25 protein-coding genes are annotated in these 25,687 nt (G+C 65.1%); 19 read left to right on the top strand and 6 right to left on the bottom strand.

Going from position 1 to position 25,687, the window contains the following annotated elements:
- Positions 1-97: 97 nt before the first annotated feature.
- Both B2W55_RS12660 and B2W55_RS12655 read left to right on the top strand, forming a co-directional pair.
- On the top strand, positions 98-622 hold the full coding sequence (locus B2W55_RS12660; RefSeq protein ID WP_024585133.1) for a DUF992 domain-containing protein: 525 nt from the start codon (positions 98-100) through the stop codon (positions 620-622).
- A gap of 257 nt (positions 623-879) precedes the next feature.
- On the top strand, positions 880-1,365 hold the full coding sequence (locus B2W55_RS12655) for a DUF992 domain-containing protein (protein WP_024585132.1): 486 nt from the start codon (positions 880-882) through the stop codon (positions 1,363-1,365).
- Here B2W55_RS12655 and B2W55_RS12650 read toward each other — a convergent pair.
- Complete coding sequence (locus B2W55_RS12650; RefSeq protein WP_024585131.1) at positions 1,362-2,294, bottom strand: alpha/beta fold hydrolase; 933 nt, start codon at positions 2,292-2,294, stop codon at positions 1,362-1,364. The genes B2W55_RS12655 and B2W55_RS12650 overlap by 4 nt on opposite strands.
- A 123-nt stretch (positions 2,295-2,417) precedes the next feature.
- On the opposite strand from B2W55_RS12650, the gene B2W55_RS12645 reads away from it, so the two are divergent.
- The 6 genes from B2W55_RS12645 to B2W55_RS12620 all read left to right on the top strand — a co-directional run bounded on the left by B2W55_RS12645 (position 2,418) and on the right by B2W55_RS12620 (position 8,665).
- Positions 2,418-3,317, top strand: coding sequence for a LysR substrate-binding domain-containing protein (locus B2W55_RS12645; protein WP_024585130.1), 900 nt, complete (start codon positions 2,418-2,420; stop codon positions 3,315-3,317).
- A gap of 176 nt (positions 3,318-3,493) precedes the next feature.
- Positions 3,494-5,542 (top strand): elongation factor G, encoded by a 2,049-nt coding sequence (locus B2W55_RS12640; protein ID WP_024585129.1) that lies wholly within the window; start codon positions 3,494-3,496, stop codon positions 5,540-5,542.
- Between the two features lie 94 nt (positions 5,543-5,636).
- Positions 5,637-6,278: a YoaK family protein gene (locus B2W55_RS12635; RefSeq protein ID WP_024585128.1), complete on the top strand. Its 642-nt coding sequence runs from the start codon at positions 5,637-5,639 to the stop codon at positions 6,276-6,278.
- A 31-nt stretch (positions 6,279-6,309) separates the two neighbouring features.
- Positions 6,310-7,167, top strand: a complete 858-nt coding sequence (locus B2W55_RS12630) for a shikimate dehydrogenase (protein ID WP_043855667.1) — start codon at positions 6,310-6,312, stop codon at positions 7,165-7,167.
- Between the two features lie 117 nt (positions 7,168-7,284).
- Positions 7,285-7,863, top strand: a complete 579-nt coding sequence (locus B2W55_RS12625) for a hypothetical protein (RefSeq protein WP_162487059.1) — start codon at positions 7,285-7,287, stop codon at positions 7,861-7,863.
- A 193-nt stretch (positions 7,864-8,056) separates the two neighbouring features.
- Complete coding sequence (locus tag B2W55_RS12620; RefSeq protein WP_024585125.1) at positions 8,057-8,665, top strand: hypothetical protein; 609 nt, start codon at positions 8,057-8,059, stop codon at positions 8,663-8,665.
- A gap of 111 nt (positions 8,666-8,776) precedes the next feature.
- On the opposite strand, the gene B2W55_RS12615 is transcribed toward B2W55_RS12620, so the two are convergent.
- Entirely contained in the window at positions 8,777-9,913 is a 1,137-nt protein-coding gene (locus B2W55_RS12615) for an alpha-hydroxy acid oxidase (RefSeq protein WP_024585124.1), read from the bottom strand.
- Between the two features lie 122 nt (positions 9,914-10,035).
- On the opposite strand from B2W55_RS12615, the gene B2W55_RS12610 reads away from it, so the two are divergent.
- From B2W55_RS12610 to serA, 10 genes are all read left to right on the top strand, one after another.
- Positions 10,036-10,209 (top strand): hypothetical protein, encoded by a 174-nt coding sequence (locus B2W55_RS12610; RefSeq protein ID WP_168200263.1) that lies wholly within the window; start codon positions 10,036-10,038, stop codon positions 10,207-10,209.
- Positions 10,210-10,425: 216 nt separating this feature from the next.
- On the top strand, positions 10,426-11,772 hold the full coding sequence (gene glmM, locus B2W55_RS12605) for a phosphoglucosamine mutase (protein ID WP_024585123.1): 1,347 nt from the start codon (positions 10,426-10,428) through the stop codon (positions 11,770-11,772).
- Between the two features lie 256 nt (positions 11,773-12,028).
- Positions 12,029-13,285 (top strand): MFS transporter, encoded by a 1,257-nt coding sequence (locus tag B2W55_RS12600; protein ID WP_024585122.1) that lies wholly within the window; start codon positions 12,029-12,031, stop codon positions 13,283-13,285.
- A gap of 308 nt (positions 13,286-13,593) precedes the next feature.
- Positions 13,594-14,448, top strand: coding sequence for an outer membrane protein (locus B2W55_RS12595; RefSeq protein WP_024585121.1), 855 nt, complete (start codon positions 13,594-13,596; stop codon positions 14,446-14,448).
- Positions 14,449-14,626: 178 nt separating this feature from the next.
- Positions 14,627-15,511: an outer membrane protein gene (locus tag B2W55_RS12590; RefSeq protein WP_024585120.1), complete on the top strand. Its 885-nt coding sequence runs from the start codon at positions 14,627-14,629 to the stop codon at positions 15,509-15,511.
- Positions 15,512-15,582: 71 nt separating this feature from the next.
- Positions 15,583-16,173 carry a glutathione S-transferase family protein gene (locus B2W55_RS12585; protein ID WP_024585119.1) on the top strand — a complete coding sequence of 197 codons (591 nt, stop codon included), beginning with the start codon at positions 15,583-15,585 and terminating at the stop codon, positions 16,171-16,173.
- An 18-nt stretch (positions 16,174-16,191) separates the two neighbouring features.
- On the top strand, positions 16,192-16,662 hold the full coding sequence (locus B2W55_RS12580; RefSeq protein WP_024585118.1) for a GNAT family N-acetyltransferase: 471 nt from the start codon (positions 16,192-16,194) through the stop codon (positions 16,660-16,662).
- Between the two features lie 167 nt (positions 16,663-16,829).
- Positions 16,830-17,045, top strand: a complete 216-nt coding sequence (locus tag B2W55_RS12575; protein WP_024585117.1) for a hypothetical protein — start codon at positions 16,830-16,832, stop codon at positions 17,043-17,045.
- Between the two features lie 78 nt (positions 17,046-17,123).
- A complete protein-coding gene (locus tag B2W55_RS12570; protein WP_024585116.1) occupies positions 17,124-18,296 on the top strand; it encodes a phosphoserine transaminase in 1,173 nt (390 codons plus the stop codon).
- Positions 18,297-18,514: 218 nt separating this feature from the next.
- Positions 18,515-20,104 (top strand): phosphoglycerate dehydrogenase, encoded by a 1,590-nt coding sequence (serA, locus tag B2W55_RS12565; RefSeq protein ID WP_024585115.1) that lies wholly within the window; start codon positions 18,515-18,517, stop codon positions 20,102-20,104.
- Between the two features lie 21 nt (positions 20,105-20,125).
- Here serA and B2W55_RS12560 read toward each other — a convergent pair whose 3' ends face one another.
- From B2W55_RS12560 to B2W55_RS12545, 4 genes are read right to left on the bottom strand one after another with little or no spacing between them, the layout of a single operon-like run.
- Positions 20,126-21,049, bottom strand: a complete 924-nt coding sequence (locus B2W55_RS12560) for an amidohydrolase family protein (protein ID WP_371412496.1) — start codon at positions 21,047-21,049, stop codon at positions 20,126-20,128.
- Positions 21,046-22,335: a CaiB/BaiF CoA transferase family protein gene (locus tag B2W55_RS12555; protein WP_024585113.1), complete on the bottom strand. Its 1,290-nt coding sequence runs from the start codon at positions 22,333-22,335 to the stop codon at positions 21,046-21,048. Before B2W55_RS12555 ends, B2W55_RS12560 begins: the two co-directional genes overlap by 4 nt.
- Entirely contained in the window at positions 22,332-23,189 is an 858-nt protein-coding gene (locus B2W55_RS12550) for an HpcH/HpaI aldolase/citrate lyase family protein (protein WP_024585112.1), read from the bottom strand. Before B2W55_RS12550 ends, B2W55_RS12555 begins: the two co-directional genes overlap by 4 nt.
- A gap of 20 nt (positions 23,190-23,209) precedes the next feature.
- On the bottom strand, positions 23,210-24,583 hold the full coding sequence (locus B2W55_RS12545; RefSeq protein WP_244442349.1) for a 2-hydroxycarboxylate transporter family protein: 1,374 nt from the start codon (positions 24,581-24,583) through the stop codon (positions 23,210-23,212).
- A gap of 120 nt (positions 24,584-24,703) precedes the next feature.
- On the opposite strand from B2W55_RS12545, the gene B2W55_RS12540 reads away from it, so the two are divergent.
- Complete coding sequence (locus tag B2W55_RS12540) at positions 24,704-25,603, top strand: LysR family transcriptional regulator (protein ID WP_024585110.1); 900 nt, start codon at positions 24,704-24,706, stop codon at positions 25,601-25,603.
- The last annotated feature ends 84 nt before the right edge of the window (positions 25,604-25,687 follow it).

Raw genomic sequence — 25,687 nt, 5'->3', positions numbered from 1 at the left:
AAGTTTTTACGGCCTCTTTGCGAACTGCCTTGTTTTGGACACGACCCTTGCATTGTGTCCGCGGCACAAATTCAGTTCACCTTGCGGAGACAAACCAATGCGACTTTCGACACTCACCCTTGCAGCGTTCGCGTTGCTGGCGCCGTTCGCCACTGCCAACGCGGCGCCCCAGCAGGTTCAGGCCGGGGTTCTGCAATGCCAGGGCGGCGAGAATGTCGGCTTCGTCGTCGGCTCGGTCGCCCGCCTCGAATGCGTGTTCCAGAGCGGTGGCCGCCGGCCCGAGCCGTATCTTGCGACCGTGAAGCGGATCGGCGTCGACCTCGGCTTCACCGGGCAGACCCAGCTCGCCTGGGCCGTCAGCGCGCCGACCACGGTGGTCCCGCGCGGCGCGCTCGCCGGCAGCTACGGCGGCTTCGGCGTCAACGCCTCGGTCGGCCTGGGCGCTGGCGGTAACTTCCTGTTCGGCGGTCCGAACAATGCCTACGCGCTGCAGCCGATCAGCCTGCAAGGCCAGACCGGCCTCAACGTCGCGGCTGGCATCGCCGGCATCGACCTCGAGCCGGTCCGTGCTGGCGGTCCGCGCCGTCATCACCATCACCGCCGTCATCATCGCCACCACTAAGCCGGTCGGCGTTCGATCAAAGAGGCCCGCGAAAGCGGGCCTCTTTTTTATGTGTCGTGTCTTGTCGATCGGGTGACAGGTTCTGCGCGATCGCCGGGGCATAGCAACGCCGCCACATCCCGCAACAATCGGTGGCCGGGCACCGCAAATTCTGGCTGCACATTCGACGTTATGGCATAGGATATGGAAGGCGCCGCAGACACGGCGCCGTTCTGTTCTCTGCTCGCGTCATGCCTCTCAGCCGGAGACTCCCCACCATGCGTCGCTTCATTCTCCTCGCCGGTGCTGCCATCGCCACGCTGGCGACCGCTATCGTTGGTGCCAGCGCCCAACAGCCGATCCAGCGCGTGCAGGTCGGTGTCCTGGAATGCCGCGGTGGCGCAAGCGTCGGCTTCATCGTCGGTTCCGTGACCCATCTCGGCTGCGTGCTGCGCGCCAGTGGCCTGCCCGAGGACCGCTACATCGCGACCATCCAGAAGGTCGGCATCGATCTCGGCATCACCCAGGAATCGGCGCTGGCCTGGGGCGTCTATGCGCCGGTGGACCGGCTCGGGCCCGGTGCGCTGTCGGGCAATTATGCAGGCGCACAGGGCAGCGCGACGCTCGGAGTCGGCGTCGGCGGCAACGTGCTGGTCGGCGGTTCCGACAACACCATTGCCCTGCAACCGCTCAGCGTGCAGGGCCAGGTCGGCGTCAACATCGCCGCCGGCCTCGAAAGCCTGGAACTGCGTCCGGGACGCTAGCCTCCGCGCGTAGCGTTCTCCAATCGGCCGAAGAAGCCGCGGGCTTCTTCGGCAACGATCGCGGGCGCTTCGACGTGAACATAGTGCCCGGTGTCGACGAACCTGATCGACGGTTCGCTCCAGTAATCTCCCAACCTGTCCGACCATTGGGGCGCGATCAGCGGATCGCGGCGGCCCCAGAGAAAGCGCGACGGGACCTCGATGCGCGGCTTCGCCGGCAGCCGGCCTTCCAGCCAGAGCCGGCGGTTGGGCGCTGACGAGAGATACCAGTCGAAGCCGCCCTGGATGTTGCCCGGCTTCATGAAGTTGTCGACATAGGCTTCCAGCAGGTCGGCGAACACGGCGGGATTGTCGTCCGACCAGTGGTCGAGGAAATGGCGGAAGTAGAGCCGGCAAGACTCGCGCGAGCTGCCGACCAGTTGCGCGGCCCATGGCAGTTGCTGGAAGTACTGGTACCAGACCTCGATCAGGTGACCGGGTTGGCCGTAGCGGTGGCCGAGGCCGGGATAGGGCGTGCACAGGTAGAGCGTCCCGGTCAGCCGTTGCGGTGCATGGTGTGACATCGCCTGCATGACGTAAGCGCCGAGGTCGCCGCCGATCGCGCCGAAGCTGGCATGGCCGAGCGCATCCATCACCGCGAACATATCGCGCGCGTGGCGCTCCGCGGTGGCCGACGCGTCGGGTCCCGCCGTCGGCTTGCCGGTATCGCCGCAGCCGCGCAGATCGGGCGCGATCAGCTCGAAGCTGTCGCCGAGATGCAGCATCAGCGGACGCCACACCAGCCAGAACTCCGGCCAGCCATGGAGCAGGAGCAGCGGCGGTCCGTTGCCGAAGCGCGCGACATTGACGTGCAAGCCGCCGATATCGATCCTCTGTTGCGTGATGCCTGCTGCGGCTGCGTCCGCGAAGGCTGTTTCCAATGCTGTCATGGCGACCTCCTGTGGTTTGCCGCAGGCTGTCCGCGTTGGCGGGTCCGGTCCAATACTGGTTCGATACGATTGCAGAGCCATTGCGTATGATGGTGGCGGCGGTGGCCGTGCTATATCGCCGGCATGGAATTGCGACACATCCGATATTTCGTGGCGCTCGGCGAGGAATTGAATTTCACCCGCGCTGCGGAGCGGCTGCACATCGCGCAACCGCCGCTGAGCCAGCAGATCCGCCAGCTCGAGGACGAGCTCGGCGTGACGCTGTTGCAGCGGAACAGCCGTCCGGTCCGCCTCACCGAGGCCGGCGTGCTGTTTCTTGCGCGCGCCCGTGCGCTGCTCGCGAGCTTCGAGGACGCAGTCGCCGACACCAGGCGCGTCGGCCGCGGCCAGGCGGGGAAGCTTGCGCTCGGGTTCGTCGGCTCCGCCATGTTTGCCGGCCTTCCGGATGTTGTCGGCGCCTATCGCGACGCCTGCCCCGATGTCGAGCTCGTGCTCGACGAGATGCTGGCGGCGGAGATCGCCGAGGCGCTGCGGCGGCGCCGGATCGATGTCGGGTTCGCGCGTCCGGCGCTGCTGCCCGAAGCGGGCCTGGCCCAGCGCGTGATCCTCGAGGAGCCGTATGTCGCGGCGTTGCCGCGGACGCATCCGCTCGCCGCCCGGCGTAGCGTTGCGCTCGCCGAATTGTCCGATGATGCGTTCGTGCTCTATCCGGCGCGGCCGGAGCCTTCGGTCACCGGTTTGATCGTGGCGGCCTGCGCGGCCGCGGGCTTCACACCGCGGCTGGCGCAGGAGGTTCTGCATCTGCAAACCGCGATCGGGTTGATCGCCGCCGGCGTCGGTGTGTCGCTCGTTCCTGAAGCTGCGGCACGCGCGCAAACCGGACGCGGGGTGGCCTACATTCCGCTCGCCAATCCTACAGTCATGGCGCCGCTTACCATTGCGTGGCGCGAGGAGGATGTTTCGCCCGCCGTGCAGCGCCTGCTCGAAATCGCGGCACGCTGGCGCGACATATCGGCGCTGTAAGGAACATCCGCACCGGATGCAATCGTCCGGACATTGATGGTTTGCACGCTGCGTCGGTCGATCTCCGTGCCGCCGCACCGCAGCGAAGTTTCCCGCTTGCCAAATGCCAAACGCAGGCAGAGCATGAACGGTCGCCGACCCAATCATGGGCCGAGCTCCAACACGAGGAGGCGGCAATGGGACAAGACGTCAGAAGTCCCCGAGGTCCACGGTGCATCGCATTGGTGGGCCCTTTCCAAAGCGGTAAAACCACACTTCTGGAAGCGATCCTGGCGCGCACGGGCGCCATCAAGAGTGCCGGCAGCGTCGATGCCGGAACCTCCGTCGGCGATGCCAGCCCCGAGGCGCGGCAACACAAGATGGGCGTAGGCCTGACCGCCGCCACCACCAGCTTTATGGGTGACAGCTACACCTTTATCGATTGCCCCGGCTCCGTCGAATTCGCGCACGACATGCGTGCCGCGCTGCCGGCGGTCGATGCCGCGGTCGTGGTCTGCGAAGCCGATGAGAAGAAGCTGCCGCAGCTGCAAATCATCCTGCGCGAGCTCGAGGAGCTCGCAATCCCCCGTTTCCTGTTCCTGAACAAGATCGACCGCGCCAACAAGCGGGTCCGCGAAACGCTTGCGACGCTGCAACCAGCCTCGCGCGTGCCGTTGGTGCTGCGCCAGATTCCGATCTGGAACGGCGATCTGATCGAAGGCTTCGTCGATCTCGCGCTGGAGCGCGCCTTCGTCTATCGCGAGCACAAGCCGTCCGAGGTGATGGCGCTGGAGGGTGGCAATCTCGATCGCGAGAAGGAAGCGCGCTTCTCGATGCTGGAGAAGCTCGCCGATCACGACGACGCGCTGATGGAGCAATTGCTGGAGGATATCCAGCCGCCGCGCGACGCGGTGTTCGACGATCTCTCCCGCGAATTGCGCGAAGGCCTGATCTGTCCGGTGCTGCTTGGCGCCGCGAGCCGCGAAAACGGCGTGCTGCGCCTGATGAAGGCGTTGCGGCACGAGGCGCCCGGCATCACCGAGACCGCCGCGCGACTCGGCATCAAGGAGCAGAAGGACGCGCTGGCCTACATATTCAAGACCGTGCATTTGCAGCACGGCGGCAAGCTGTCGCTGGCGCGCGTGCTTGCGGGCCGGCTCGACGACGGCGCGACATTGCAATCCTCGTCCGGCGAGAGCGGGCGCGTCTCCGGCATCCTCGCGGTCTCGGGCACGCATGACAGCAAGCGGCCGTCGGCGGAGGCTGGCGACTCGGTCGCGCTCGGCAAGCTCGATGCGATCAAGACCGGTGACACGGTCTCGAGCGGCAAGACCGCCCCGGCGTCGCTGGTCAAGGTCGATCCCGTGGCGGCGGTGCTGTCGATCTCGATATCCGCGACCGACCGCAAGGACGACGTCAAGCTCGGCCAGGCGCTGTTGCGGCTGAACGAGGAGGATCCGTCGCTGACGATGATCCAGAACCCGCGCACCCACGACACCGTGCTGTGGGGGCAGGGCGAGATGCACCTGCGCGTCGCGCAGGAGCGGCTCAAGGACCGCTACGGCGTCAGCGTCAAATCACACCCGCCGGCGATCGGCTATCAGGAAACCATCCGCAAGGCCGTGACCCAGCGCGGCCGGCACAAGAAGCAGTCCGGCGGCCACGGCCAGTTCGGCGACGTCGTGCTCGACATCAAGCCGAAGCCGCGCGGCTCGGGCTTCGAATTCCACGAGAAGGTGGTCGGCGGCGCGGTGCCGCGCAACTACATCGGCGCGGTGGAGGAAGGCGTCGTCGACGCGCTGGCGCGGGGGCCGCTCGGCTTTCCGGTGATCGACCTCGACGTCACGCTGACCGACGGCTCCTATCACAGCGTCGACTCCTCCGATCTGGCGTTCCGCACCGCGGCGCGGATCGGGGTCAGCGAAGGCTTGCCGCAGTGCCAGCCGGTGCTGCTGGAGCCGATCCATCTGGTCGAAATCGTCTGTCCGACCGAGGCCACCGCCAAGATCAACGCGATCCTGTCGGCGCGGCGCGGCCAGATCCTCGGCTTCGACACCCGCGAGGGCTGGAGCGGTTGGGACTGCGTTCGCGCCACGATGCCGGAATCCGAGATCGGCGATCTCATCGTCGAGCTGCGCTCGGCCACCGCCGGCGCCGGCACCTTCACCCGTCAGTTCGACCGCATGGCCGAAGTCACGGGCCGTGCCGCCGACCAGATCATCGCCGCGCATCGCGACGCGGCGTGAGCTGGCCCTGCGATCACGCCCCGCGCGGGCGTGATCGTTGGCAGGATGGCGCGAGGCGGCTAGCTTGTGCCCCCGACCTGGGCGCAAGGACATCATGCTTGAATCCCGCCGCAACCTGGCGCTGGCCTGCGCGCTCAGCGCCTTGGCCGGCTATGTCGACGGCATCGGCTATCTGCATCTCGGCGGGCTGTTCGTGTCGTTCATGAGCGGCAATTCGACCCGGCTGGGCGTGACGCTCGCCGAGGGGCATTGGCAGCATGCCCTGGAGGCGCTGGAGTTGATCGTGCTGTTCGTCGCTGGAGCGGCGGCCGGCAGCCTGATCGTGCTCAGCCGCATCGCGCATCGCCGGCCGCTGATCCTGCTGGTCGAGGCGCTGCTGCTGGCTGCGGCGGCCGGCGCCTACGCGTATGGCCTGCCGGCCACGGCGGTCGCGGCTATCGTGCTAGCGATGGGGCTCGAGAACGCCGTCTTTCAGCTCGAGGGCGGAGCCGGGCTCGGCCTCACCTATGTCACGGGGGCGCTGGTCAAGGCCGGCCAGCTGATCGCGGCCGCGCTGACCGGCGGCGCGGGCTGGGCCTGGCTGCCGAACCTGCTGCTGTGGGCGGCGCTGGTCGCCGGCGCGCTGCTCGGAGCTCTTGCCTACCGCTGGATCAATCTGGCCGCGGTCTGGTTCGCCGCGGCCACCGCCTTCGCCCTCAGTGCGCTGGTCGCGGCCACCGCGAAGCGGACGGATTGACAGGGCGCTTGCCTTGGCCGATGTCACGGCCATGACATCCTCGAGCCCGACATCCCAAGGCAAGACCCGTGCGGCGTGCCTGATCGGCTGGCCGGCGGCGCATTCCCGCTCGCCGCTGATCCATCATTACTGGCTGCGCACCCTCGGCATCGAGGGCGGCTATGTGATCGAGGCGGTGCCGCCGCAGGATTTCAAGGATTTCCTGTTCCGCCTGTCGCTGCGCGGTTTCGTCGGCGCCAACGTCACCCTTCCGCACAAGGAGCAGGCGCTGGCGCTGTCGACCCCGGATGAGCGTGCCCGCGCGGTCGGCGCCGCCAACACGCTGTGGTTCGCCGATGGCGAATTGCGCTCGACCAACACCGATGTCGAAGGCTTCATCAACAATCTCGACGCCTGCGCGCCCGGCTGGGACAAGGCGGAGGACGTGCTGGTGCTCGGCGCCGGCGGCGCGGCGCGCGCGGTGGTGTTCGGCCTGATCGAACGTGGGATCGCGCGCGTGCATCTGGTCAACCGCACCATCGACCGTGCCCGCGCGCTCGCAGAGCAGTTTGGCGCGCGGGTTTTTCCGGCGACCTGGGACACGGTCGGCGATTTGCTGCCGCGTGCCGGTCTGCTCGTCAACACCACGTCGCTCGGCATGCACGGCCAGCCTCCATTGGAGATCGATGTCGGGCTGTTGCCACAGGGCGCGGTTGTTTCCGATATTGTCTATGTCCCGCTGGTGACGCCGTTGCTGGCGGCCGCGCAGGCACGCTCCCTGAAGACCGCGGACGGGCTCGGCATGCTGCTGCACCAGGCGGTGCGCGGCTTTGAATTATGGTTCGGGCAGCGCCCTGAAGTCACCGCCGAACTGCGCGCGCTGGTCGAGGCCGATCTCACAAAGACTTGAGGCCGGGAATAGCCTCTCCGGGCCGGGGTCTCGTGCTACGTCACCCCGCGTTCTTCCCGGAGATCGATGATGCCTGCCAGTCGTTCCCATGTCATTCGTCCGTTCATCGCACTCGCGATGGTGACGGCGTCCACGCTCTCTGCGCTCGCGCAGCAGCCGCCGACGCCGACGCGGGTCCGTGGAACCGTCGAGAGCGTCGACGGCGATACGCTGGCGGTGAAGTCGCGCAGCGGCGAAGAGGTCAAGCTGCACATGGCGGGCAACATGGTGGTGCTTGGCCTGACCAAGATCGCGCTGTCCGACATCAAGGTCGGTTCCTTCATCGGCACGACCACGGTGCCCGGACCCGACGGCGTGCCGAAGGCGGTCGAGGTGCATGTGTTCCCCGAGAACATGCGCGGCACCGGCGAAGGGTCGCGGCCCTACGATCTGAAGCCGAACAGCAGCATGACCAACGCGACGGTCTCGCAATCCGTGGTCAGCAATGACGGCCAGACCTTGCTGGTCAAATACAAGGACGGCGAGAAGAAGGTGCAGGTCGGGCCGGATACGCCGGTCGTGACCTATGTTCCCGGTGACAAGACGGATCTGAAGGCCGGCGCCAAGGTCATCGCCTTCATGAAGAAATTGCCCGACGGCTCGTTCGAGACCGATCGCGTCAGCGTCGGCCGCGACGGGCTGACGCCGCCGATGTGACGTCAAGAACTCGCTCCCATCAAGGGGAGAAGGAAAGGAGCGTTGCATCACCTGTCCGTTATCGCAGTAACAGCCTGTCATCCCGCGCGTAGTTGTCCTGCATGTCCTCTCTCCCGCGGAGATGCGACACGCACGGAATACCGCCAATTCCCCGGTGTTCCCTGAATCGCCAGCCCAACCCATGAGGGACACCATGCCGAAATCGCCGCTCCTTGCCGCATTGCTTCTCGTTGCCTTTGCATCAGTCGCATCGGCGCAACAGCCGCCGACCACGCGCATTCGCGGCACCATCGAAGCCGTCGACGGCGCGATGCTGTCGATCAAGTCGCGCGACGGCACCGACATGAAGGTGCGGACGACCGACAACGTCGCGGTGTTCGGCGTCGCCAAGACCGACCTGTCGGAGATCAAGCCCGGTTCCTATATCGGCGTCACCGCGATGCCCGAGCCTGACGGAACGCAGAAGGCAATCGCAGTCCACATCTTCCCGGAGAACCAGCGCGGCGCCGCTGAGGGCTTTCGTCCATGGGATCTGCGCGCCAACTCGACCATGACCAACGCCACCGTCGCCGAGACGGTGAAGGGCACCGACGGCCAGAACATCACCGTGAAGTACAAGGACGGTGAGAAGAAGGTCGTGGTGCCGCCGGGCACGCCGATCGTCACCTTCGTCGCCGGCGACAAGTCGGAGCTGAAGCCGGGCGCCAAGATCATCATCTTCGGCGCGATGAAAAAGGACGACGGCACCCTGGAAGCCAACCGCGTCAATGTCGGGCGCGACGGCATCACCCCGCCGATGTGACGCGAAGCGTCATCCCGGGGCGATGCGTGGCATCGGACCCGGGATCTCAGGCCACACGCTACTCCGTCGTCCCGGCTTTCGCGGGGACGACGAAGAGTGTGTGGCTGGGAGCTAAACCGCCAGCACCTTGTCGTCGATCTCGGCGATCGTATTGACGCCGCACAGGCCCATCGTCGTGGTGAGCTCCTTGCCGAGGATGTCGAGCGCCTTGGCGACGCCTTGCTGCCCGCCGGCACCGAGGCCGTAGGCATAGGCGCGGCCGATCATGCAGGACTTCGCGCCGAGCGCCAGCGCGCGCATGATGTCCATGCCGGTGCGGATGCCGCCGTCGAACATGATCTCGAGCTGCGAGCCGACCGCGTCGGCGATCTCGGGCAGCACCTCGATCGAGGAGGGGGCGCCGTCGAGCTGGCGGCCGCCATGGTTGGAGACCACGATCGCCTGCGCGCCGCTCTTGGCGGCAAGCTCGGCGTCCTCGACATCGAGAATGCCCTTCAGGATCAGCTTGCCCGGCCAGATGCTGCGGATCCAGTCGATGTCCTTCCAGTTCAGCGTGGTGTCGAACTGCGATGCCGTCCATTCCGACAGCTTGACGATGTCGTCCATGCCTTTGACGTGACCGGCGATGTTGCCGAAGGTGCGGCGCTTGCCTTGCAGCACGCCGGAGACCCAGGCCGGCTTGGTCGCGAAATCGATCAGCTTCGACAGCGACCATTCCGGCGGCACCGTCATGCCGTTCTTGATGTCCTGGTGGCGCTGGCCGATCACCTGCAAGTCGACGGTCAACACCAGCGCCGAGCATTTCGCCGCGATCGCGCGCTCGATCAGCGACTTGATGAAGCCGCGGTCCTTCATGACGTAGAGCTGGAACCAGAACGGCTTGTCGACGGCGGCTGCGATGTCCTCGATCGAGCAGATCGACATCGTGCTCTGGGTGAAGGGGATGCCGGCCGCCTGCGCCGCGCGGCAGGCATGGATCTCGCCGTCGCCATGCTGCATGCCGAGCAGGCCGACCGGCGCGAGGATCAGCGGCATCGCCGAGGGCTCGCCCAGGATCGTTGTCGCGAGGCTGCGCCTGGACACGTCGACCAGGATGCGCTGGCGGAACTTGATCTGTTGCAGGTCCTCAGAGTTGGCGCGCAGCGTGTCCTCGGTGTAGGAGCCGCGATCCGCATAGTCGAAGAACGCCTTCGGCACCCGGCGCTTGTGCAGCTGGCGCAGGTCTTCGATGCAGGTAATGTGCTTCATGGACGTTCCCGGCCCTTCTTCTTTGCCGCAAGTTCTGAGGCGAGTTCTTGCAGATGTTCGGTCCTGCCGTCATCTAGCATGGTTGGATGGCCTGCCAAATCGAAGACGGATGGGAGAGCACGATGACGCAATCAGGCTCGAAGCCGAAAGCGGATGAGAACGCCGAAAAGCGCCGGCTCGACGAGGCCCTGGAGGAGGGGCTGAAAGAGACGTTTCCCGGTTCCGACCCGGTCAACGTCACCCAGCCGGCCCCCACCAAGGGCGACCAGCACGTCAGGCGCAACGGCAAGGGGTAATGGCCGCGGGCCGTTTCCGGGATTGCGGTAGAGGTGGTAATATTATATTTTTCAGTGCCTTAAGGTCGAACCATGGGGTTCGGCGGCGGTAATGATTCATCATATTTTTTGAAGTCGTTTTAGCGTCTGACAGTCTATAAGGCCGATGCACGCTAGACTGGTGGGCGTTCGGGACTGTCTCGCGGTGTGGTTCGAGAGGTCCGTGTTGGGGGTATCATGAGCCGCAAATATTTCGGGACCGATGGAATTCGGGGCCGCGCCAATGGGCTAATCACGCCGGAGCTCGCGCTCAAGGTGGGGCAGGCCGCAGGCCTTGTGTTTCAGCGTGGCGACCATCGCCATCGGGTCGTCATCGGCAAGGACACGCGGCTGTCCGGCTACATGATCGAATACGCCATGGTCGCGGGCTTCACCTCGGTCGGCATGGACGTGCTGCTGCTCGGCCCGATGCCGACGCCGGCGGTCGCGATGCTGACCAAGTCGATGCGCGCCGACCTCGGCGTCATGATTTCGGCATCGCACAATTTGTTCGAGGACAACGGCATCAAGTTGTTCGGTCCGCAGGGCTTCAAGCTGTCGGACGACGTCGAGAAGCAGATCGAGCAACTGCTCGACGAATCGCTCGACCGCCGCCTTGCGCAGAGCGCGAGCCTCGGCCGTGCCCGCCGCATCGACGGCGTCCATGACCGCTACATCGAATTCGCCAAGCGTACCTTGCCGCGCGACCTCTCGCTCGACGGTCTGCGGGTCGTGATCGATTGCGCCAATGGCGCTGCCTACAAGGTGGTGCCCGAGGCGCTGTGGGAGCTCGGCGCCGACGTGGTGCCGATCGGTGTCGAACCGGACGGCTTCAACATCAACAAGGAATGCGGCTCGACCTCGCCCGAGGCGCTCGCCCGGAAGGTGCGCGAGATGCGCGCCGACATCGGCATTGCGCTCGACGGCGATGCCGACCGCGTCATCCTGGTCGATGAACGCGGCCATATCGTCGACGGCGACCAGCTGCTCGCGGTGATCGCGCAGAGCTGGAAGGAAGACGGCCGCCTCGCCAAGCCCGGTATCGTCGCCACCGTGATGTCCAATCTCGGCCTCGAGCGGTTCCTGCAAGGCCATGGCGTGCAACTGATCCGTACGCCCGTCGGCGACCGCTACGTGCTCGAGCAGATGCTGAGCGGCGGCTACAATCTCGGTGGCGAGCAATCCGGCCACATCATCCTGTCCGACTATGCAACGACCGGCGACGGCTTCGTTGCGGCGTTGCAGGTGCTCGCCGTGGTGCAGAAGCTGCGCCGGCCGGTCTCGGAAGTTTGCCGGCGTTTTGATCCATTGCCCCAAATTCTGAAGAACGTGCGCTATCGCAGCGGCAAGCCGCTCGACTCCGCCGAGGTCAAGTCCGCGATCACCGACGGCGAGAAGCGCCTCAACGGCCATGGCCGCCTCTTGATCCGTCCCTCCGGCACCGAGCCGGTGATCCGCGTCATGGGCGAGGGTGACGATCGCATCCTGGTGGAAGAGGTCGTCGACAACATCGTCAACGCACTCGGCCACGCCGCCGCGGCTTGAGCGCCGAGCTCTCCGGTCGACGTTTCCGTCATCCTGAGGAGCGGCCACTTGGCCGCGTCTCGAAGGATGCACCGCGATCAGCCGGGCCGTTCATCCTTCGAGACGCGCTGCGCGCTCCTCAGGATGACGGGGCGACGAGACGGTAGCGGTGAGAACCACGCAACGCATCGCTGCCATCGGCTAGCGCAACTGGTCCCGGCTACCTTCGCGTCGTACGACACGGAGGTATTTGCGAATCCATTCCGGGAATGCTGCATTGAACAAGCCTGTCGTGAGCGAAGAGGCACTGGGCGAGCCGGTGCTGGTGCCGGAACTGACGGCGGCGCAGACCGCGAAAGCGGTCGTCGCGGGGCCGGCCTATGTGGTGCTCGCCGGCATCAGCTTCTCGCATTTCCTCAACGATACGATGCAGTCGCTGATCGCCTCGGTCTATCCGATCCTGAAGGATAATTACGCGCTCGACTTCGCCCAGATCGGCATGATCACGCTGGCGTTCCAGTTCACGGCCTCGCTGTTGCAGCCGTTGGTCGGGCATGTCACCGACAAGAAGGCGCAGCCGTTCTCGCTCGCGATCGGCATGGGCTTCACCTTCTTCGGCCTGTTGCTGCTCAGCGTCGCGCACTCCTACGGGATCATCCTGATCGCCGCGTCGCTGGTCGGGCTCGGCTCCGCAGTGTTCCACCCGGAATCCTCGCGCATCGCGCGGCTCGCTTCCGGCGGCCGTTACGGCTTCGCGCAATCGGTGTTCCAGCTCGGCGGCAGTTTCGGCACCTCGATGGGGCCGGTGCTCGCCGCCCTGATCGTGGTGCCGTTCGGCCAACCCTCGATCGCCTGGTTCTCCTCGATCGCGTTCCTCGCCATCGTGACCCTTTGGCGCATCGGCGTCTGGTACAAGCCGCAGATCGCGGCGAGGAAGGCCGCCGTCATCGAGCGCCATCCTGACCATCCGGACCAGCGGCGCGTGATGATCGCACTCGTCGTGCTGGTGGCGCTGCTGTTCTCCAAGCAGCTCTACGTCTCGAGCCTGTCGAGCTATTACATCTTCTACCTGATGGACAGGTTCGACGTCTCGACGCAGGCGGCGCAGCTCTACCTCTTCATCTTCCTCGCCGCGAACGCCGTGGGCACGTTCTTCGGCGGGCCGCTGGGTGATCGCTTCGGCCGCAAATACGTGATCTGGTTCTCGATCCTCGGTGCGCTGCCGTTCACGCTGGCGCTGCCCTATGCCGGCCTGTTCACGAGTGCCGTGCTGACGGTCGTGATCGGCCTGATCATCTCGTCGGCGACGTCGGCGATCATCGTGTTCGCGCAGGAACTGATGCCGCATCGCTTCGGCATGATCTCCGGCCTGTTCTTCGGCGTCGCGTTCGGGATCGGTGGTCTCGGCGCGGCGGTGCTCGGCAAGCTCGCCGACCACACCAGCATCGCCTACGTCTATCAGCTGTGCGCGTTCCTGCCGGCGATCGGTCTGCTCGCGGTGTTCCTGCCGAAGATGCCGAAGGCCGTTCGCTGAACGCGCGGCCGCGGAGCACCGACGGCGTACCAGCATTAAGCATTCGCTAACCCACGCAGCTTGCGTGCGCTGCAAACGGCGCGCGGATGTCAACGCTTCGTTAGCACCTGTGGCGGGATCGCCATGGTTCGCTGCCGCATGCGCGAATCTATGGACCCATAAGCAACAGCCGCAGCAGAAGGTGAGAGAAAATCAACCTTAAAAATTAGGGTTAAGTGCCGCTTAAACATTTGCTGCCATCGTCCGCCTGTGAGTTTCAGACGTGGGGCTTTTCGTGTCGCCTCACTTGGCCCAAAAGGACGAAGCCAATGCGTAGCGTAAAGACCCTGATTGCCGCGGGAGCGGCATCTCTGTTGTCCTCGGCGGCAGCGTTCGCTGCCGACATGCCCATCATGCCGCCGCCCCCGATGGCGTATGCTCCCCCGCCGGTCCAGGATTTCGGTGGCTGGTATCTGCGCGGCGATATCGGCATGACCAACACCAGCGGCAAGCTGCACGTCAACGCCTATGACACGCTGCCTGCCGGCACCGCGTTCAATCAGTACGGCGCGGGCTTCGACAGCGGCATGCTGTTTGGCCTCGGCGTCGGCTATCAGTTCAACAGCTGGTTCCGCGCCGACATCACCGGTGAGTATCGCTCGAAGGTGAGCTTCAACGGCACCGACTTCTTCACGTTCCCCGGGCCGAGCTCGCTCGCTGACACCTATCATGGCGGCGTCCAGAGCTGGGTCGGCCTCGTGAACGTCTATGCCGATCTCGGCACTTGGGGTTGCTTGACTCCGTTCATCGGCGCTGGTGTCGGTGCCGCTGTGATCAAAACCTCGGCCTTCTCCGACAATGCGACGTTCCCGAGCGGATCCGGGCTGACCAGCTCGTACATCGCCGACGGCGCGACCAAGACCAACTTCGCCTGGGCACTGCATGCCGGTGTCGCCTACAAGGTCACCAACAACTTCACGGTTGAACTGGCCTATCGCTATCTCGACATGGGCACTGCCGGCCAGGGGCAGGGTCACTTCTTCGATGGCACGCCGGCCGGTCCCTCGAGCTTCCAGTATCGCGACATGACCTCGCAGGACGTCAAGCTTGGCGTGCGCTTCAACCTGCCCTGCTGCGACGTGCTGCCGCCTCCGCCGCCGCCGGTGCTGATCCGCAAGGGTTAATTTCGAGCCTTCACGGTTAACGATTGCAACGGCGCGGGACCATCCCGCGCCGTTTTGCTTTGCGTCCTGGGTTCGAACTTCCTGCAACTTGCATGCTTGAAAGCGGGCGACGACAACGATTGGTTAAGGTTAACAGGCGATGATCAACGCGCATTCGGTGAGTGGATGGAGCGTTGCGATGCGTAGGTTCTTGCTGGCGGCGATGATGTTCGGGGCGGCAACCGGCGCGCACGCGGCCGACATGCCCGATTTTCTTCGTGGCAGTCTTCCCGCTTCAAGCGCGCCCACTAGGAACTGGGACGGCTGGTATGCCGGTGGCCAGGTCGGTTACTCCTCGGCGACCACGGATTTCAGCCAGACGGTCGTCGGCCAGACGAACTACATCTTCCGCAACAGCGTGCTTCAGGAGCCGACGTCGCAATGGGCGCTGTTGAGCAAGGCCAGTACACAAGGCACCGGCTTCGGTGGCTTCGTCGGCCGCAACTACCAGTGGGACGATGTCGTGCTCGGCGTCGAAGCCAATTACAATTATATCGGCAATCTGGCGATGACGACCTCTGGCTCGATCGGGCCGCTGTCCATCATCAACCCGGCCGGTGACAATCCGCCTCCCGGTGTGACCGACATCTACCGGGTCCAGCTCGATGGCGCCGCCACCGCGCAGATCAGGGACGCGATCACGTTCAGGGGACGTGCTGGCTGGGCGACCGGAGACTTCCTGCCTTATATCTTCGGCGGCCTTGCCGTCGGCCGCATCGACGTCGCGCGCACCGTCACGAGCCAGGCATCGTTGCAGCAGGCTACGACCTCAACCAATCCCGTCACCGGCGCTACCACCACCACATACGGCCCGATCAATCCTTTGCCGCAAGTGTCGCAGACCCAGACCCAGGGCAGGTCCAACAATTACGCGGTCGGTTGGACCGCCGGCATCGGCATGGAATACATGCTCTGGGGCAATGTGTTCGTGCGCGGCGAATGGGAATACATCAGGTTCATGTCGGTCGAGAATACGGCGGTCACGGTGAACAGTGCGCGCGCCGGCATCGGCTACAAGTTCTGAGCAACGCCGCGTCGCTTGACTCCGTAATGTGCGGCTGATCGGATATCGTTCCGCAAGCGGAGCGACCTCACATGAAAATCTACGGCGACGCCAATTCAGGCAATTGCCTGAAGGTGAAGTGGGTGTGCGACAGGCTGGCGCTGCCATACACATGGGTCGAGATCGACACCATGAAGGGCGGCAGCCGGACGCCGGAATTCCTCGCGCGCAACGGCTGGGGGCAGGTGCCGACGGTGGAGCTGGATGACGGCCGCATGCTCGCGCAATCCAACGCCATCATCCGCTACCTCGCGCGCGGCAGCGATCTGATCCCGAGCGATGCTTATCGCGCGGCGCAGATGGATGCCTGGATGTTCTGGGAGCAGAACAGCCACGAGCCCTATGTCGCCGTCTGCCGCTTTCAGGCCGTGTATCTCGGCAAGGCCGTCTCGGAGATCGATCCGAATCTGTTGCAGCGCGGCCATATCGCGCTCGCTCATCTCGAGCGGCATCTGGCGGGCGCGCGATTCCTGGTCGGCGATGCGTTCTCGCTCGCCGACGTCTCGCTGCTCGCCTATACGCGGGTCGCGGAGGATGGTGGTCTCGAACTCAAGAATTATCCCATGGTCCGGCGCTGGATCGCCGATGCCGAGCAGGTGCTCGGACTGCCGCCGGCCCGCTGACCTCTGGTGCACACCGACATGACCCAAGCTTCATCGATCTCGATTCGTCGCGCGCGCCGCGAGGATGTTGCCACCATCGTCGGCATGCTGGCGGATGATGCGCTCGGCCGTGCCCGCGAGCGGATCGAGGATCCGTTGCCGCAAGGCTATTATGAGGCATTCGAGCGGGTCGAACGCGATCCCAATCTGCAACTCGTCGTCGCCGTCGACGGGGAAGAAACTGTCGTCGGCTGCCTGCAACTCGCGGTGCTGGCTGGCATCAGCTCCCAGGGCGGCTGCCGCGGCCTGCTCGAGGACGTCCGCGTCGCAACGCATTGTCGCGGCCGCGGCATTGGCGAGCGGCTGGTGCAATGGGCGGTCGCGGAAGCGCGCGAGAGAGGTTGCATGATGGTCGAGCTGCTGACGCATCACACCCGCGTCGATGCGCAACGCTTCTATGAACGGCTTGGTTTTACACGCAGCCATGTCGGCATGACGATTCGCTTCTGAGGCGTGCGCAAGAGGTTGTGCCGCCTATCCGGCAATGCCTGCGGTAGTCGCTGCTCTGCTGTCCGGTTAAGAACCAGTAAACTACGCCGGTCTCCACGATTTTACCGGTCGGAACGAGTCCGATATGTCCAGCGTCTCCCACGGGGCGCGGGCAACTGGGGATTTGGATGTCGGATTATTCGATCGTGCGGGTCGGCAACGAGTACATCGTGCAGGCCGGCGATAAGAGCATTTTGAAAGTTTCGAGCAGGCGCAAGGCGGTCAAGCTGGTGACGCTTGCGACGGATCTGCTGGATCAGGGAACGACCGTGCAGACGCTTGAGCAATCCCCTTCAATCAGCCGTGATCGCGACGTGGTTCCGGACAAGTCCGAACTTCCTTGACGTTCGCCGACCTTTCCACTATCTGCGATGGCGGGATACCTCTCCCCACCGAGAGGCAGCTATCTGGAAGGGTAGATCATGACTGCAGCGAAGCCCGCTTCGCGGCCCAATGTGCCGCATTTCTCCTCCGGCCCGTGTGCCAAGCGCCCCGGCTGGAACCCCACCAATCTCAAGGATGCCGCCCTCGGCCGTTCGCACCGCGCGAAGGTCGGCAAGGCCAAGCTCAAACTCGCGATCGAACTGACGCGCGAAGTGCTTGAGGTGCCTGCCGATTACAAGATCGGTATCGTGCCGGCGTCGGACACCGGCGCGGTCGAGATGGCGCTGTGGTCGCTGCTCGGCGCGCGGCCCGTCACCACGCTCGCCTGGGAATCCTTCGGCGAAGGCTGGGTCAGCGATATCGTCAAGGAATTGAAGCTGAAGGACGTCACCAAGCTGAACGCGGCTTACGGTGAAATCCCCGATCTCTCCAAGGTCGATCCGGCGTCGGACGTCGTGTTCACCTGGAACGGCACCACGTCTGGCGTGCGCGTGCCGAACGCGGACTGGATCAGCGCGACCCGCGAAGGCCTGACGATCTGCGACGCCACCTCGGCCGCGTTCGCACAGCCGCTCGATTTCGCCAAGCTCGACGTCGTCACCTTCTCCTGGCAGAAGGCGCTCGGCGGTGAGGCTGCGCACGGCATGCTGATCCTGTCGCCGCGCGCGGTGGAGCGGCTCGAGACCTACAAGCCGGCCTGGCCGCTGCCGAAAATCTTCCGCCTCACCAAGGGCGGCAAGCTCAACCAGGGCATCTTCGAAGGCGAAACCATCAACACGCCGTCGATGCTGTGCGTCGAGGATTATCTCGACGCGCTGGCCTGGGCGAAGTCGATCGGCGGGCTCAAGGCCCTGATCGCGCGCGCCGACGCCAACACCAAGGCGCTCGCCGACTGGAAGGCACGGACGCCCTGGATCGACTTCCTGGCCAAGGATCCTGCGATCCGCTCCAACACCTCGGTGTGCCTGAAGTTCACCGATCCCGCGATCACTTCGCTTCCCGCCGACGCCCAGGCCGACTTCTGCAAGAAGCTGGTCGCGCTGGTCGAGAAGGAGAACGCCGGCTTCGACTTCGCCTATTATCGCGATGCGCCGGCCGGCCTGCGGATCTGGTGCGGCGCCACCGTCGAAGCCAAGGACGTCGAACTGCTGACGCAGTGGATCGACTGGGCCTTTGCCGAGACCAAGGCAGCGTTGCCCAAGGCGGCTTAAAGAGGCGGCTTGAGCCTTCTCTTGTCACCTCTCCCCGTTGGGGAGAGGTCGGATTGCGCAGCAATCCGGGTGAGGGGCCTTCTCGGCTTGTTCCTCGCCTGCGGCTGCCCTTCACCCCAACCCACTCCCCGTAACAACGGGGAGAGGAAGAAGTGATCAGAGACTTCACCACATTGGTCCGCGCGACCCGCCCGCTGCCAGGCAGAGGAACAATCACAATGACAAAACCCAAGGTTCTCATTTCCGACGCGCTGTCTCCCGCTGCCGTGCAGATCTTCAAGGACCGCGGCGTCGAGGTCGATTTCCAGCCCAACCTCGGCAAGGACAAGGACAAGCTCGCCGAGATCATCGGCAATTATGATGGCCTTGCGATCCGCTCGGCGACCAAGGCAACCGCCAAGATCCTCGAGAAGGCAACCCGGCTCAAGGTGATCGGCCGCGCCGGCATCGGCGTCGACAATGTCGAGATTCCCGCCGCGACCGCCAAGGGCATCATCGTGATGAACACGCCGTTCGGCAATTCGATCACGACCGCCGAGCATGCGATCACCTTGATGCTGGCGCTGGCGCGCGAGATCCCGCAGGCCGACGCCTCGACCCAGGCCGGCAAGTGGGAGAAGAACCGCTTCATGGGCGTCGAGATCACCGCCAAGACGCTCGGCGTGATCGGCTGCGGCAATATCGGCTCGATCGTCGCCGACCGCGCGCTCGGCCTGCGCATGAAGGTGATCGCGTTCGATCCGTTCCTGTCGCCGGAGCGCGCCAAGGACATCGGCGTCGAGAAGGTCGAGCTCGACGACCTCTTGAAGCGCGCCGATTTCATCACGCTGCACACCCCGCTCACCGAGAAGACCCGCAACGTGATCGACGCCGCCGCGCTCGCCAAGACCAAGAAGGGCGTCCGCATCATCAATTGCGCCCGCGGCGGCCTGGTCGACGAGCAGGCGCTGGTCGACGCGCTGAATTCCAAGCATGTCGCCGGCGCCGCCTTCGACGTGTTCTCCGAGGAGCCGGCGACGTCGAACGTGCTGTTCGGCCATCCCAACGTGATCTGCACCCCGCATCTCGGCGCCTCCACCACCGAGGCGCAGGAGAACGTCGCGCTGCAGGTCGCCGAGCAGATGTCGGATTATCTGCTGTCGGGCGCGATCTCGAACGCGGTCAACTTCCCCTCGATCACGGCGGAAGAGGCGCCGAAGCTGAAGCCGTTCATCGAACTCGCCGAGAAGCTCGGCTCGTTCGCCGGCCAGCTCACCGAGAGCGGCATCCTCAAGACCACCATCACCTATGAGGGCCACGTCGCCGAGATGAAGATCAAGGCGATCACCTCGGCGGTGCTGTCCGGCCTGCTGCGTCCGATGCTGGGCGAGGTCAACGTGGTCTCGGCGCCGATCGTCGCCAAGGAGCGCGGCATGGTGGTCGACGAGGTCGTCCGCGCTGCGCAGAGCGACTATGAGAGCCTGATCACGGTCACGGTCGCCACCGAGCGCCAGGAGCGTTCGGTGTCCGGTACGGTCTACGCCGACGGCAAGCCGCGCCTCGTCGACATCAAGGGCATCCGCGTCGACGCCGAGTTCGGCAAATCGATGATCTACGTCACCAACGAAGACAAGCCGGGCTTCATCGGCGCGTTCGCGAGCCTGCTGGGTGATGCGAAAATCAATATCGCGACCTTCCATCTCGGTCGCGTCAAGCAGGGCGGCGATGCCATCGCGCTGGTCGAGGTCGACGGCGCGGTGCCGGCGGACCTGCTCGGCAAGGTGCAGTCCTTGCCGCAGGTGAAGCAGGCCAAGGCGCTGACGTTCTGATCCTGCGGGGATCTCCGGCCGTCAGCGATCGAACCCATAGAGCCGCGCCGGATTGTCGACCAGGATCGCGTCGCGGGTCTTTTCGCTGCCGGCCCACACCGCGAGCAGATCGAACAGCTCCGCGTCATCGGGTTTGCGCGGTTCGGTGACGTGGGGCCAGTCGCTGCCCCAGACCAGGCGCTCGGGCGCCTCCTTGACGAAAGCCTGCGCGATCCGCGTCGCGTCGGCGTAGGGCGGGCCCTGCTCGGTGTTGAGATAGGCGCCGGCGAGCTTGACCCAGGCGCGGTCCTTTCCCGCGAGATCGACGATGACGCGGAACGCGGGATGCTCCGGCCCCTGCTTGGGCGGCAACCGTCCCATGTGGTCGAACACGATCGGGCAGGGCAGGCGGTTCAGCAGCGCCGACGTCTCGACGATCTGATCGCCGGACATGTGAAGCTGGACGTGCCAGCCGAGACCGGCGATGCGCTTGGCCAGCGGCTCGATCATGTCGATCGTGGTCACCGTGTCGCTCGGATTCCAGACGCTGAAGCGAAGCCCCCGGATGCCGCCGGCATCGAGCCGCTTCAATTCCGTATCGGGTACGTCCGGATGACAGACGCCGACGCCACGCCCGTTCTTGCCGAGCCGGCCGAGCGCATCCAGGATGCAGGTGTGATCGGTGCGGTGAAACTTCGGTTGCACCGGAACGGCGCGCGTCGTTCCGATGCGGCGCTGGTGGAGCAGATAGTCGTCGAAGGTCGAACCCACGGGTTTGGTGGTTTCCGGTGTCGGAAAGCGGGGATCGATGATGTGGAAATGCGCGTCGCAGGCGTTCGCCGGGGCCCGCGTTTTCGGTGTCTCGATGCCGGACGAATTGGGGACCGTCCCGGCGACCGCTGAATGGGATCGGGCGAGCCCCGCTGCCGTTATGGCAGCCGCTCCGACGAATGTCCTTCGTGTCATCCGGTACGGCATTGAGGATTCTCCGTCACTTGCGGCTCTTGGGCAGAGGCGATCTTGTTCGGCGTCTCGCAGACCACCCCGGCCTCGACCAGCGCCGCGTAGCCGGCGCCATCGATACCGATTTCATCGAGCAATGCGCGATTGTGCTGGCCGAGCGCCGGCGCCGGAGTCCGGATCGAGCCCGGCGTCTGCGACAGCCGTGGCACCACGTGATGCATCGGGATTTGGCCCATCTCGGGATCGGGATAGTCGGCGATCAGGTCGCGAGCGATGACGTGGGGGTCGGCCATGATCTGCGGCGTGTCGTAGATCGGGCCGATCGTGACCTCGGCCTGCTCGAAGAAGGCGATGTTCTCGGCCTGCGTGCGCGCGCCGATGAATTCGCCGATGATGGCATCGAGCTCATCGGCGTGCCGCAGGCGGTCGGCGTTGGTGCGGAAGCGCGGGTCGTCAATCAGGTCGGGGCGGCCGATGGCGCGGAACAGCCGCTCCGCCATCTTCTGGATCGAGCCGGACAGGCTGACATAGTGTCCGTCGCCGCAGCGATAGGCATTGCGCGGTGCCGAATTGCTGGAGCGGCTGCCGGTGCGCTGTCTGACCTTGCCGGTGAGCCGGTAGTTCGCGGCCTGCGGGCTGAGGATTGCAAACAGCGGATCGAGCAGCGGCAGGTCGATCACCTGGCCGCGGCCGCCGTTGATCTCGACCTCGCGTAGCGCGATCATCGCGGCGGAGGCGCCATAGATCCCGGCGACGCCGTCGGCGAGATACATCGGCGGCAACACCGGCTCGCGGTCGGCAAAGCCGTTGATGGCAGCGAAGCCGGATATGCCCTCGATCACGGTGCCGAAGCCCGGGCGCTGCGCGTATGGTCCATCCTGTCCCCATCCGGAAATCCGGATGATGATCAGCGACGGATTGAGCGCCAGCAGCGCCTCCGGGGACAATCCCATCTTCTCCAATATGCCCGGCCGAAAGCTTTCGATGAAGATCTGTGCCGATGGCACCAGCTTCCGGATGATGTCGATCGCGCGAGGATCGCGCATCGACAGGCACAGGCTCTTCTTGTTGCGCGAATAGACCTTCCAGTGGGTTTCGATGCCCTCGGTCTTCCAGGCGCGCAGCGTGTCGCCTTCGGGCGGTTCGACCTTGATCACCTCCGCGCCGAAATCGCCGAGGATCTGCGTCAGCACGTTGCCGGCAAACAGGCGCGACAGGTCGAGGATACGGACGCCGTCCAGCGTTCCGCGCCGGCCGGGTTCGTAGTCGCGGGCGTGCAATTGGTTCATGTCGTGACCTCGGTTGCGAATTTGTCGGCGAGCGCCACGACCGCACGGGCGCGTTCGACGAACGGTTTGTCGATCATGTGGCCATCGACGAGATAGGCGCCGACGCCGCGGGTATCGGCAATGGCGGCCGCCGACACCACTTTGCGTGCCCAGGCGATCTCGGCCGCATCGGGCATGAACGTTTCGTTGGCGATCGCGATCTGGCTCGGATGGATGCAGCTCTTGCCGGCGAAGCCGTGCGCCTTCGCCATCAGGCATTCGGCGCGGTAAGCGTCGGCGTCCTTGACTGCGGCAAAGGCGCCGTCGTAGGCGGCGACGCCGGCCTCGGCGGCCGCAAACCTCACTGCGAGGCGGACGTGAGCGAGCGCGTCGCGATCGGATCGCGCTATGCCGCAGGGTTCGAGCAGGTCGGCATAGCCGATCTGCAACCCCACCACCCGCGGATGCGACCTGGCGAGTTCTGCCGCCTTGCGCAGACCTCTGGGGGTCTCGATGTTGAGCAGTACGCCGACCCGTCGCGACGAGGTCTGTAGCGTTTCAATCCTGGCGATCGCCTGGATCACGGCGCTTGCGTCCTCGGCCATCGGCAGGTTGACGATGTCGACCCGGGTTCTGGCCAACGCGTCGATGTCGGCGCCGAACTCGTCGGTACCGAACGCGTTCACCCGGACCACGATGGTCTTGTCAGGCGCCGGCAGCTCGCTCAGGAAGCTGGCGAGCAGCGCACGCGCTTGCGATTTCTGGCTTTGGGCGACGGCGTCCTCGAGATCGAATGACAGCGCATCGGCGGCGGAACTCATCGCCTTGTCGAACAATTCGGGCCGCGAGGCCGGAACGAACAGTTTGCTTCGCATCAGCACGTCGCTCTCTCCGCCTAGATGACTTTGAAATGGGCCATCGCGACGATCGCGAGCGTCACGGTGATGGCGCCGCCGATCCGGGTCGCCACCTGCGCGAACGGCATCAGCTCCATCCGTTCGGCCGCAGTCAGGATCATGACGTCGCCGGTACCGCCAAGGCCGCTGTGGCAGGCGTTCACGATCGCGGTCTCGATCGGATACATCTTCAGCAGGCGGCCGACGTAGAACCCCGTCGCCGTCAGCGTCGCGACGGTCGCGATGATGGTCACCAGGTTGGCCGGATGGAACGCTTCCACCAGTTCGTGCCACGGCGTCAGCGCCACCGCGGTGGAAAACAGCAGTGGATAGGTCACCGCGATGACGAAGAAACGGAACACGACGCGCGCGCCTTCCTCCAGCGAAGCCGGTACCGCGCGGAGTAGCTTGACCAGCACGACCAGGAACAGCATGGCGACCGGAGCCGGCAGGCCGATCATGCTGTGGATCAGCGTACCAAACACGTAGATGGCAATGCCGGTGATACCGCCGGCTGCAACGGTCGCGACGTCGATGCGGGTGACACTCGAATGCGCGCGGTCGGAGACGGTATCCGCCGCATCGCCGGCGCCAGGCTGGAGCTGGCCGTTGCCGGTGAGATCCGGTCGCCGTTTTCCGAGCGAGTTCAGCGCGCCGCAGCAGATGATGGCGACCAGATTGCCAAAGAACACCAGCGGCAGGATCTGGCCGAGCATGGCGCCCTGGTTGAGACCCAGCGCCTCCGCATAGCCGACCGAGAGCGGGATCGCGCCTTCGCCGACGCCGCCAGCCATGACCGGCACGACCACGTAGAGGATCGAACGCCAGAAGCCGATCCCGCACAACCAGCCGACCGTGCCGCCGACGCCGAGTGCGAGGACCGAGCCGCTGATCAGCGGAATGAAGATCTTGACAAACCCCTGGATCAGGACGCGGCGGTCCATGCTCAGAATCGAGCCGACCACAACGGCGGTGATGAAGAGATAGATGAAGTTGGTGGACTTGGTGAATGTCGTCACCTGCTGCACCAGCGGTGCCGGCAGGAGTTGATGCGCGACCAGGAACGAAGGCAGGAAGATCGTCACCAGTGACGACCCGCCGATCGCGTTCAGGATCGGGATGCGTCTGCCGATCTCGGCGCAAGTAAAGCCGCCGACGACGAGAACGGCGATCATCACCGTGACCTCGCCGGAAACCTTACCCTTGAACGAAAAGGCCGCGATCAGGCCGAGCAGCACCAGATAGATCGGCAGCGGGATGATGCCGATCCGTACCTGCATCGCGCGCTGAAGGACGTTGGCGCCGGATTTCTCGGTCGGCGGCGCGTGCTCCGTCACCCCGTGCACGGGACCTGCCACCGCATTCGTCGTCATCGTTTCCTCCCGGTTCATCGCTCGGCGCGGTGGGTTGCCTGTCCGGCCGTTACAACGATCTTGCGGGACGCCGCTCGCTGCGTAAAATGCAATAATAGCAATTTTTCATGAGAAATTTGCATGAAAATCCCGATCGATGGCGTGCAGGCCTTTGTCCATGTGGCTGATCTCGGCAGCTTCAACCGGGCAGCGGAGCATCTCTTCATCACCCAGACCGCGCTGACGCGTCGCATCCAGCGGCTGGAGGCCTTTGTCGGCCTCAGGCTGATCGACCGCACCACGCGGTCAACGGCGCTGAGCCCGACGGGAAGGGATTTCCTGCCATTGGCGCGCCGCATCGTCGACGACCTCGTTCACGGCCTCGACCGGCTGCGCACGACGTCGCGGCTTGGGGTCGGTGACGTCACGCTGGCGACGCTGCAATCGATCGCATTCCGGCAATTGCCGCGAGCGCTTCGCAGCTATGCCAAGGCGTATCCGCACAATCGCGTCCACCTCCTTGAGCGATCCGGCGCGCTCGTCACCAGCGCGGTGCGCGAGGGGCAGGCCGATTTCGGTATCCACATCCAGCAGGAGACCAATCCGGAGCTTGCCGAGGAGATGCTGATGCGGGATCCCTTCGTCCTGGTTTGCAGCCGATCGCATCCGGCGTCGAAGCTGAAGCGGGTGGGGTGGTCGAACCTGGCGGGCATCGACCTCATCACGCTCGGCGGCGCCAGCGGCAACCGCCGCATCGTCGAGGCGCAATTGGTCAAGGCCGGTCTGGAAACCCGAGGCCGCTTCGTGGTCGAGAGCACGCCGAGCGCGATCGCGCTGGCGCGGGAGAATGTCGGCGCGGCGATCCTCCCCGCCGCGATGAAGGCGACCGCCGTCGCGAGCGGCCTGGTCGAGGTGCCGCTGGTCGATCCTGTCCTGTACCGCGCGATCGCGCTGGTGCGTCGGCGCAACGAGACGCTGTCACCCGCCGCCAGCGCACTCTACGGGATCATCAAGGCGCGGCTTTCGAGCGCTACGCGATGAGGGGCCGGGCCGGGCGTGCCGATTAGTTCCGCTGGCCGGAAAATGAGGCGAAAACAATTTCTGTTGCCTTGGCGGGATATCTGT

This window comes from Bradyrhizobium sp. UBA2491 (assembly GCF_002341725.1).
Classification (GTDB): Bacteria; Pseudomonadota; Alphaproteobacteria; order Rhizobiales; family Xanthobacteraceae; genus Bradyrhizobium.
This window is presented reverse-complemented; position numbering and strand designations above follow the sequence as displayed.

Excerpts from the sequence above, each read along its gene's own strand:
- B2W55_RS12660 (WP_024585133.1), top strand. The coding sequence starts at position 98 with ATGCGACTTTCGACACTCACCCTTGCAGCGTTCGCGTTGCTGGCGCCG.
- B2W55_RS12640 (WP_024585129.1), top strand. The coding sequence starts at position 3,494 with ATGGGACAAGACGTCAGAAGTCCCCGAGGTCCACGGTGCATCGCATTG.
- glmM (WP_024585123.1), top strand. The coding sequence starts at position 10,426 with ATGAGCCGCAAATATTTCGGGACCGATGGAATTCGGGGCCGCGCCAAT.
- B2W55_RS12585 (WP_024585119.1), top strand. The coding sequence starts at position 15,583 with ATGAAAATCTACGGCGACGCCAATTCAGGCAATTGCCTGAAGGTGAAG.
- B2W55_RS12630 (WP_043855667.1), top strand. The coding sequence starts at position 6,310 with ATGACATCCTCGAGCCCGACATCCCAAGGCAAGACCCGTGCGGCGTGC.
- B2W55_RS12540 (WP_024585110.1), top strand. The coding sequence starts at position 24,704 with ATGAAAATCCCGATCGATGGCGTGCAGGCCTTTGTCCATGTGGCTGAT.
- B2W55_RS12555 (WP_024585113.1), bottom strand. The coding sequence starts at position 22,335 with ATGAACCAATTGCACGCCCGCGACTACGAACCCGGCCGGCGCGGAACG.
- B2W55_RS12625 (WP_162487059.1), top strand. The coding sequence starts at position 7,285 with ATGGTGACGGCGTCCACGCTCTCTGCGCTCGCGCAGCAGCCGCCGACG.
- B2W55_RS12635 (WP_024585128.1), top strand. The coding sequence starts at position 5,637 with ATGCTTGAATCCCGCCGCAACCTGGCGCTGGCCTGCGCGCTCAGCGCC.
- serA (WP_024585115.1), top strand. The coding sequence starts at position 18,515 with ATGACAAAACCCAAGGTTCTCATTTCCGACGCGCTGTCTCCCGCTGCC.
- B2W55_RS12545 (WP_244442349.1), bottom strand. The coding sequence starts at position 24,583 with ATGACGACGAATGCGGTGGCAGGTCCCGTGCACGGGGTGACGGAGCAC.
- B2W55_RS12570 (WP_024585116.1), top strand. The coding sequence starts at position 17,124 with ATGACTGCAGCGAAGCCCGCTTCGCGGCCCAATGTGCCGCATTTCTCC.
- B2W55_RS12560 (WP_371412496.1), bottom strand. The coding sequence starts at position 21,049 with ATGACACGAAGGACATTCGTCGGAGCGGCTGCCATAACGGCAGCGGGG.
- B2W55_RS12550 (WP_024585112.1), bottom strand. The coding sequence starts at position 23,189 with ATGCGAAGCAAACTGTTCGTTCCGGCCTCGCGGCCCGAATTGTTCGAC.
- B2W55_RS12595 (WP_024585121.1), top strand. The coding sequence starts at position 13,594 with ATGCGTAGCGTAAAGACCCTGATTGCCGCGGGAGCGGCATCTCTGTTG.
- B2W55_RS12620 (WP_024585125.1), top strand. The coding sequence starts at position 8,057 with ATGCCGAAATCGCCGCTCCTTGCCGCATTGCTTCTCGTTGCCTTTGCA.
- B2W55_RS12590 (WP_024585120.1), top strand. The coding sequence starts at position 14,627 with ATGCGTAGGTTCTTGCTGGCGGCGATGATGTTCGGGGCGGCAACCGGC.
- B2W55_RS12610 (WP_168200263.1), top strand. The coding sequence starts at position 10,036 with ATGACGCAATCAGGCTCGAAGCCGAAAGCGGATGAGAACGCCGAAAAG.
- B2W55_RS12645 (WP_024585130.1), top strand. The coding sequence starts at position 2,418 with ATGGAATTGCGACACATCCGATATTTCGTGGCGCTCGGCGAGGAATTG.
- B2W55_RS12655 (WP_024585132.1), top strand. The coding sequence starts at position 880 with ATGCGTCGCTTCATTCTCCTCGCCGGTGCTGCCATCGCCACGCTGGCG.
- B2W55_RS12575 (WP_024585117.1), top strand. The coding sequence starts at position 16,830 with ATGTCGGATTATTCGATCGTGCGGGTCGGCAACGAGTACATCGTGCAG.
- B2W55_RS12615 (WP_024585124.1), bottom strand. The coding sequence starts at position 9,913 with ATGAAGCACATTACCTGCATCGAAGACCTGCGCCAGCTGCACAAGCGC.
- B2W55_RS12650 (WP_024585131.1), bottom strand. The coding sequence starts at position 2,294 with ATGACAGCATTGGAAACAGCCTTCGCGGACGCAGCCGCAGCAGGCATC.
- B2W55_RS12580 (WP_024585118.1), top strand. The coding sequence starts at position 16,192 with ATGACCCAAGCTTCATCGATCTCGATTCGTCGCGCGCGCCGCGAGGAT.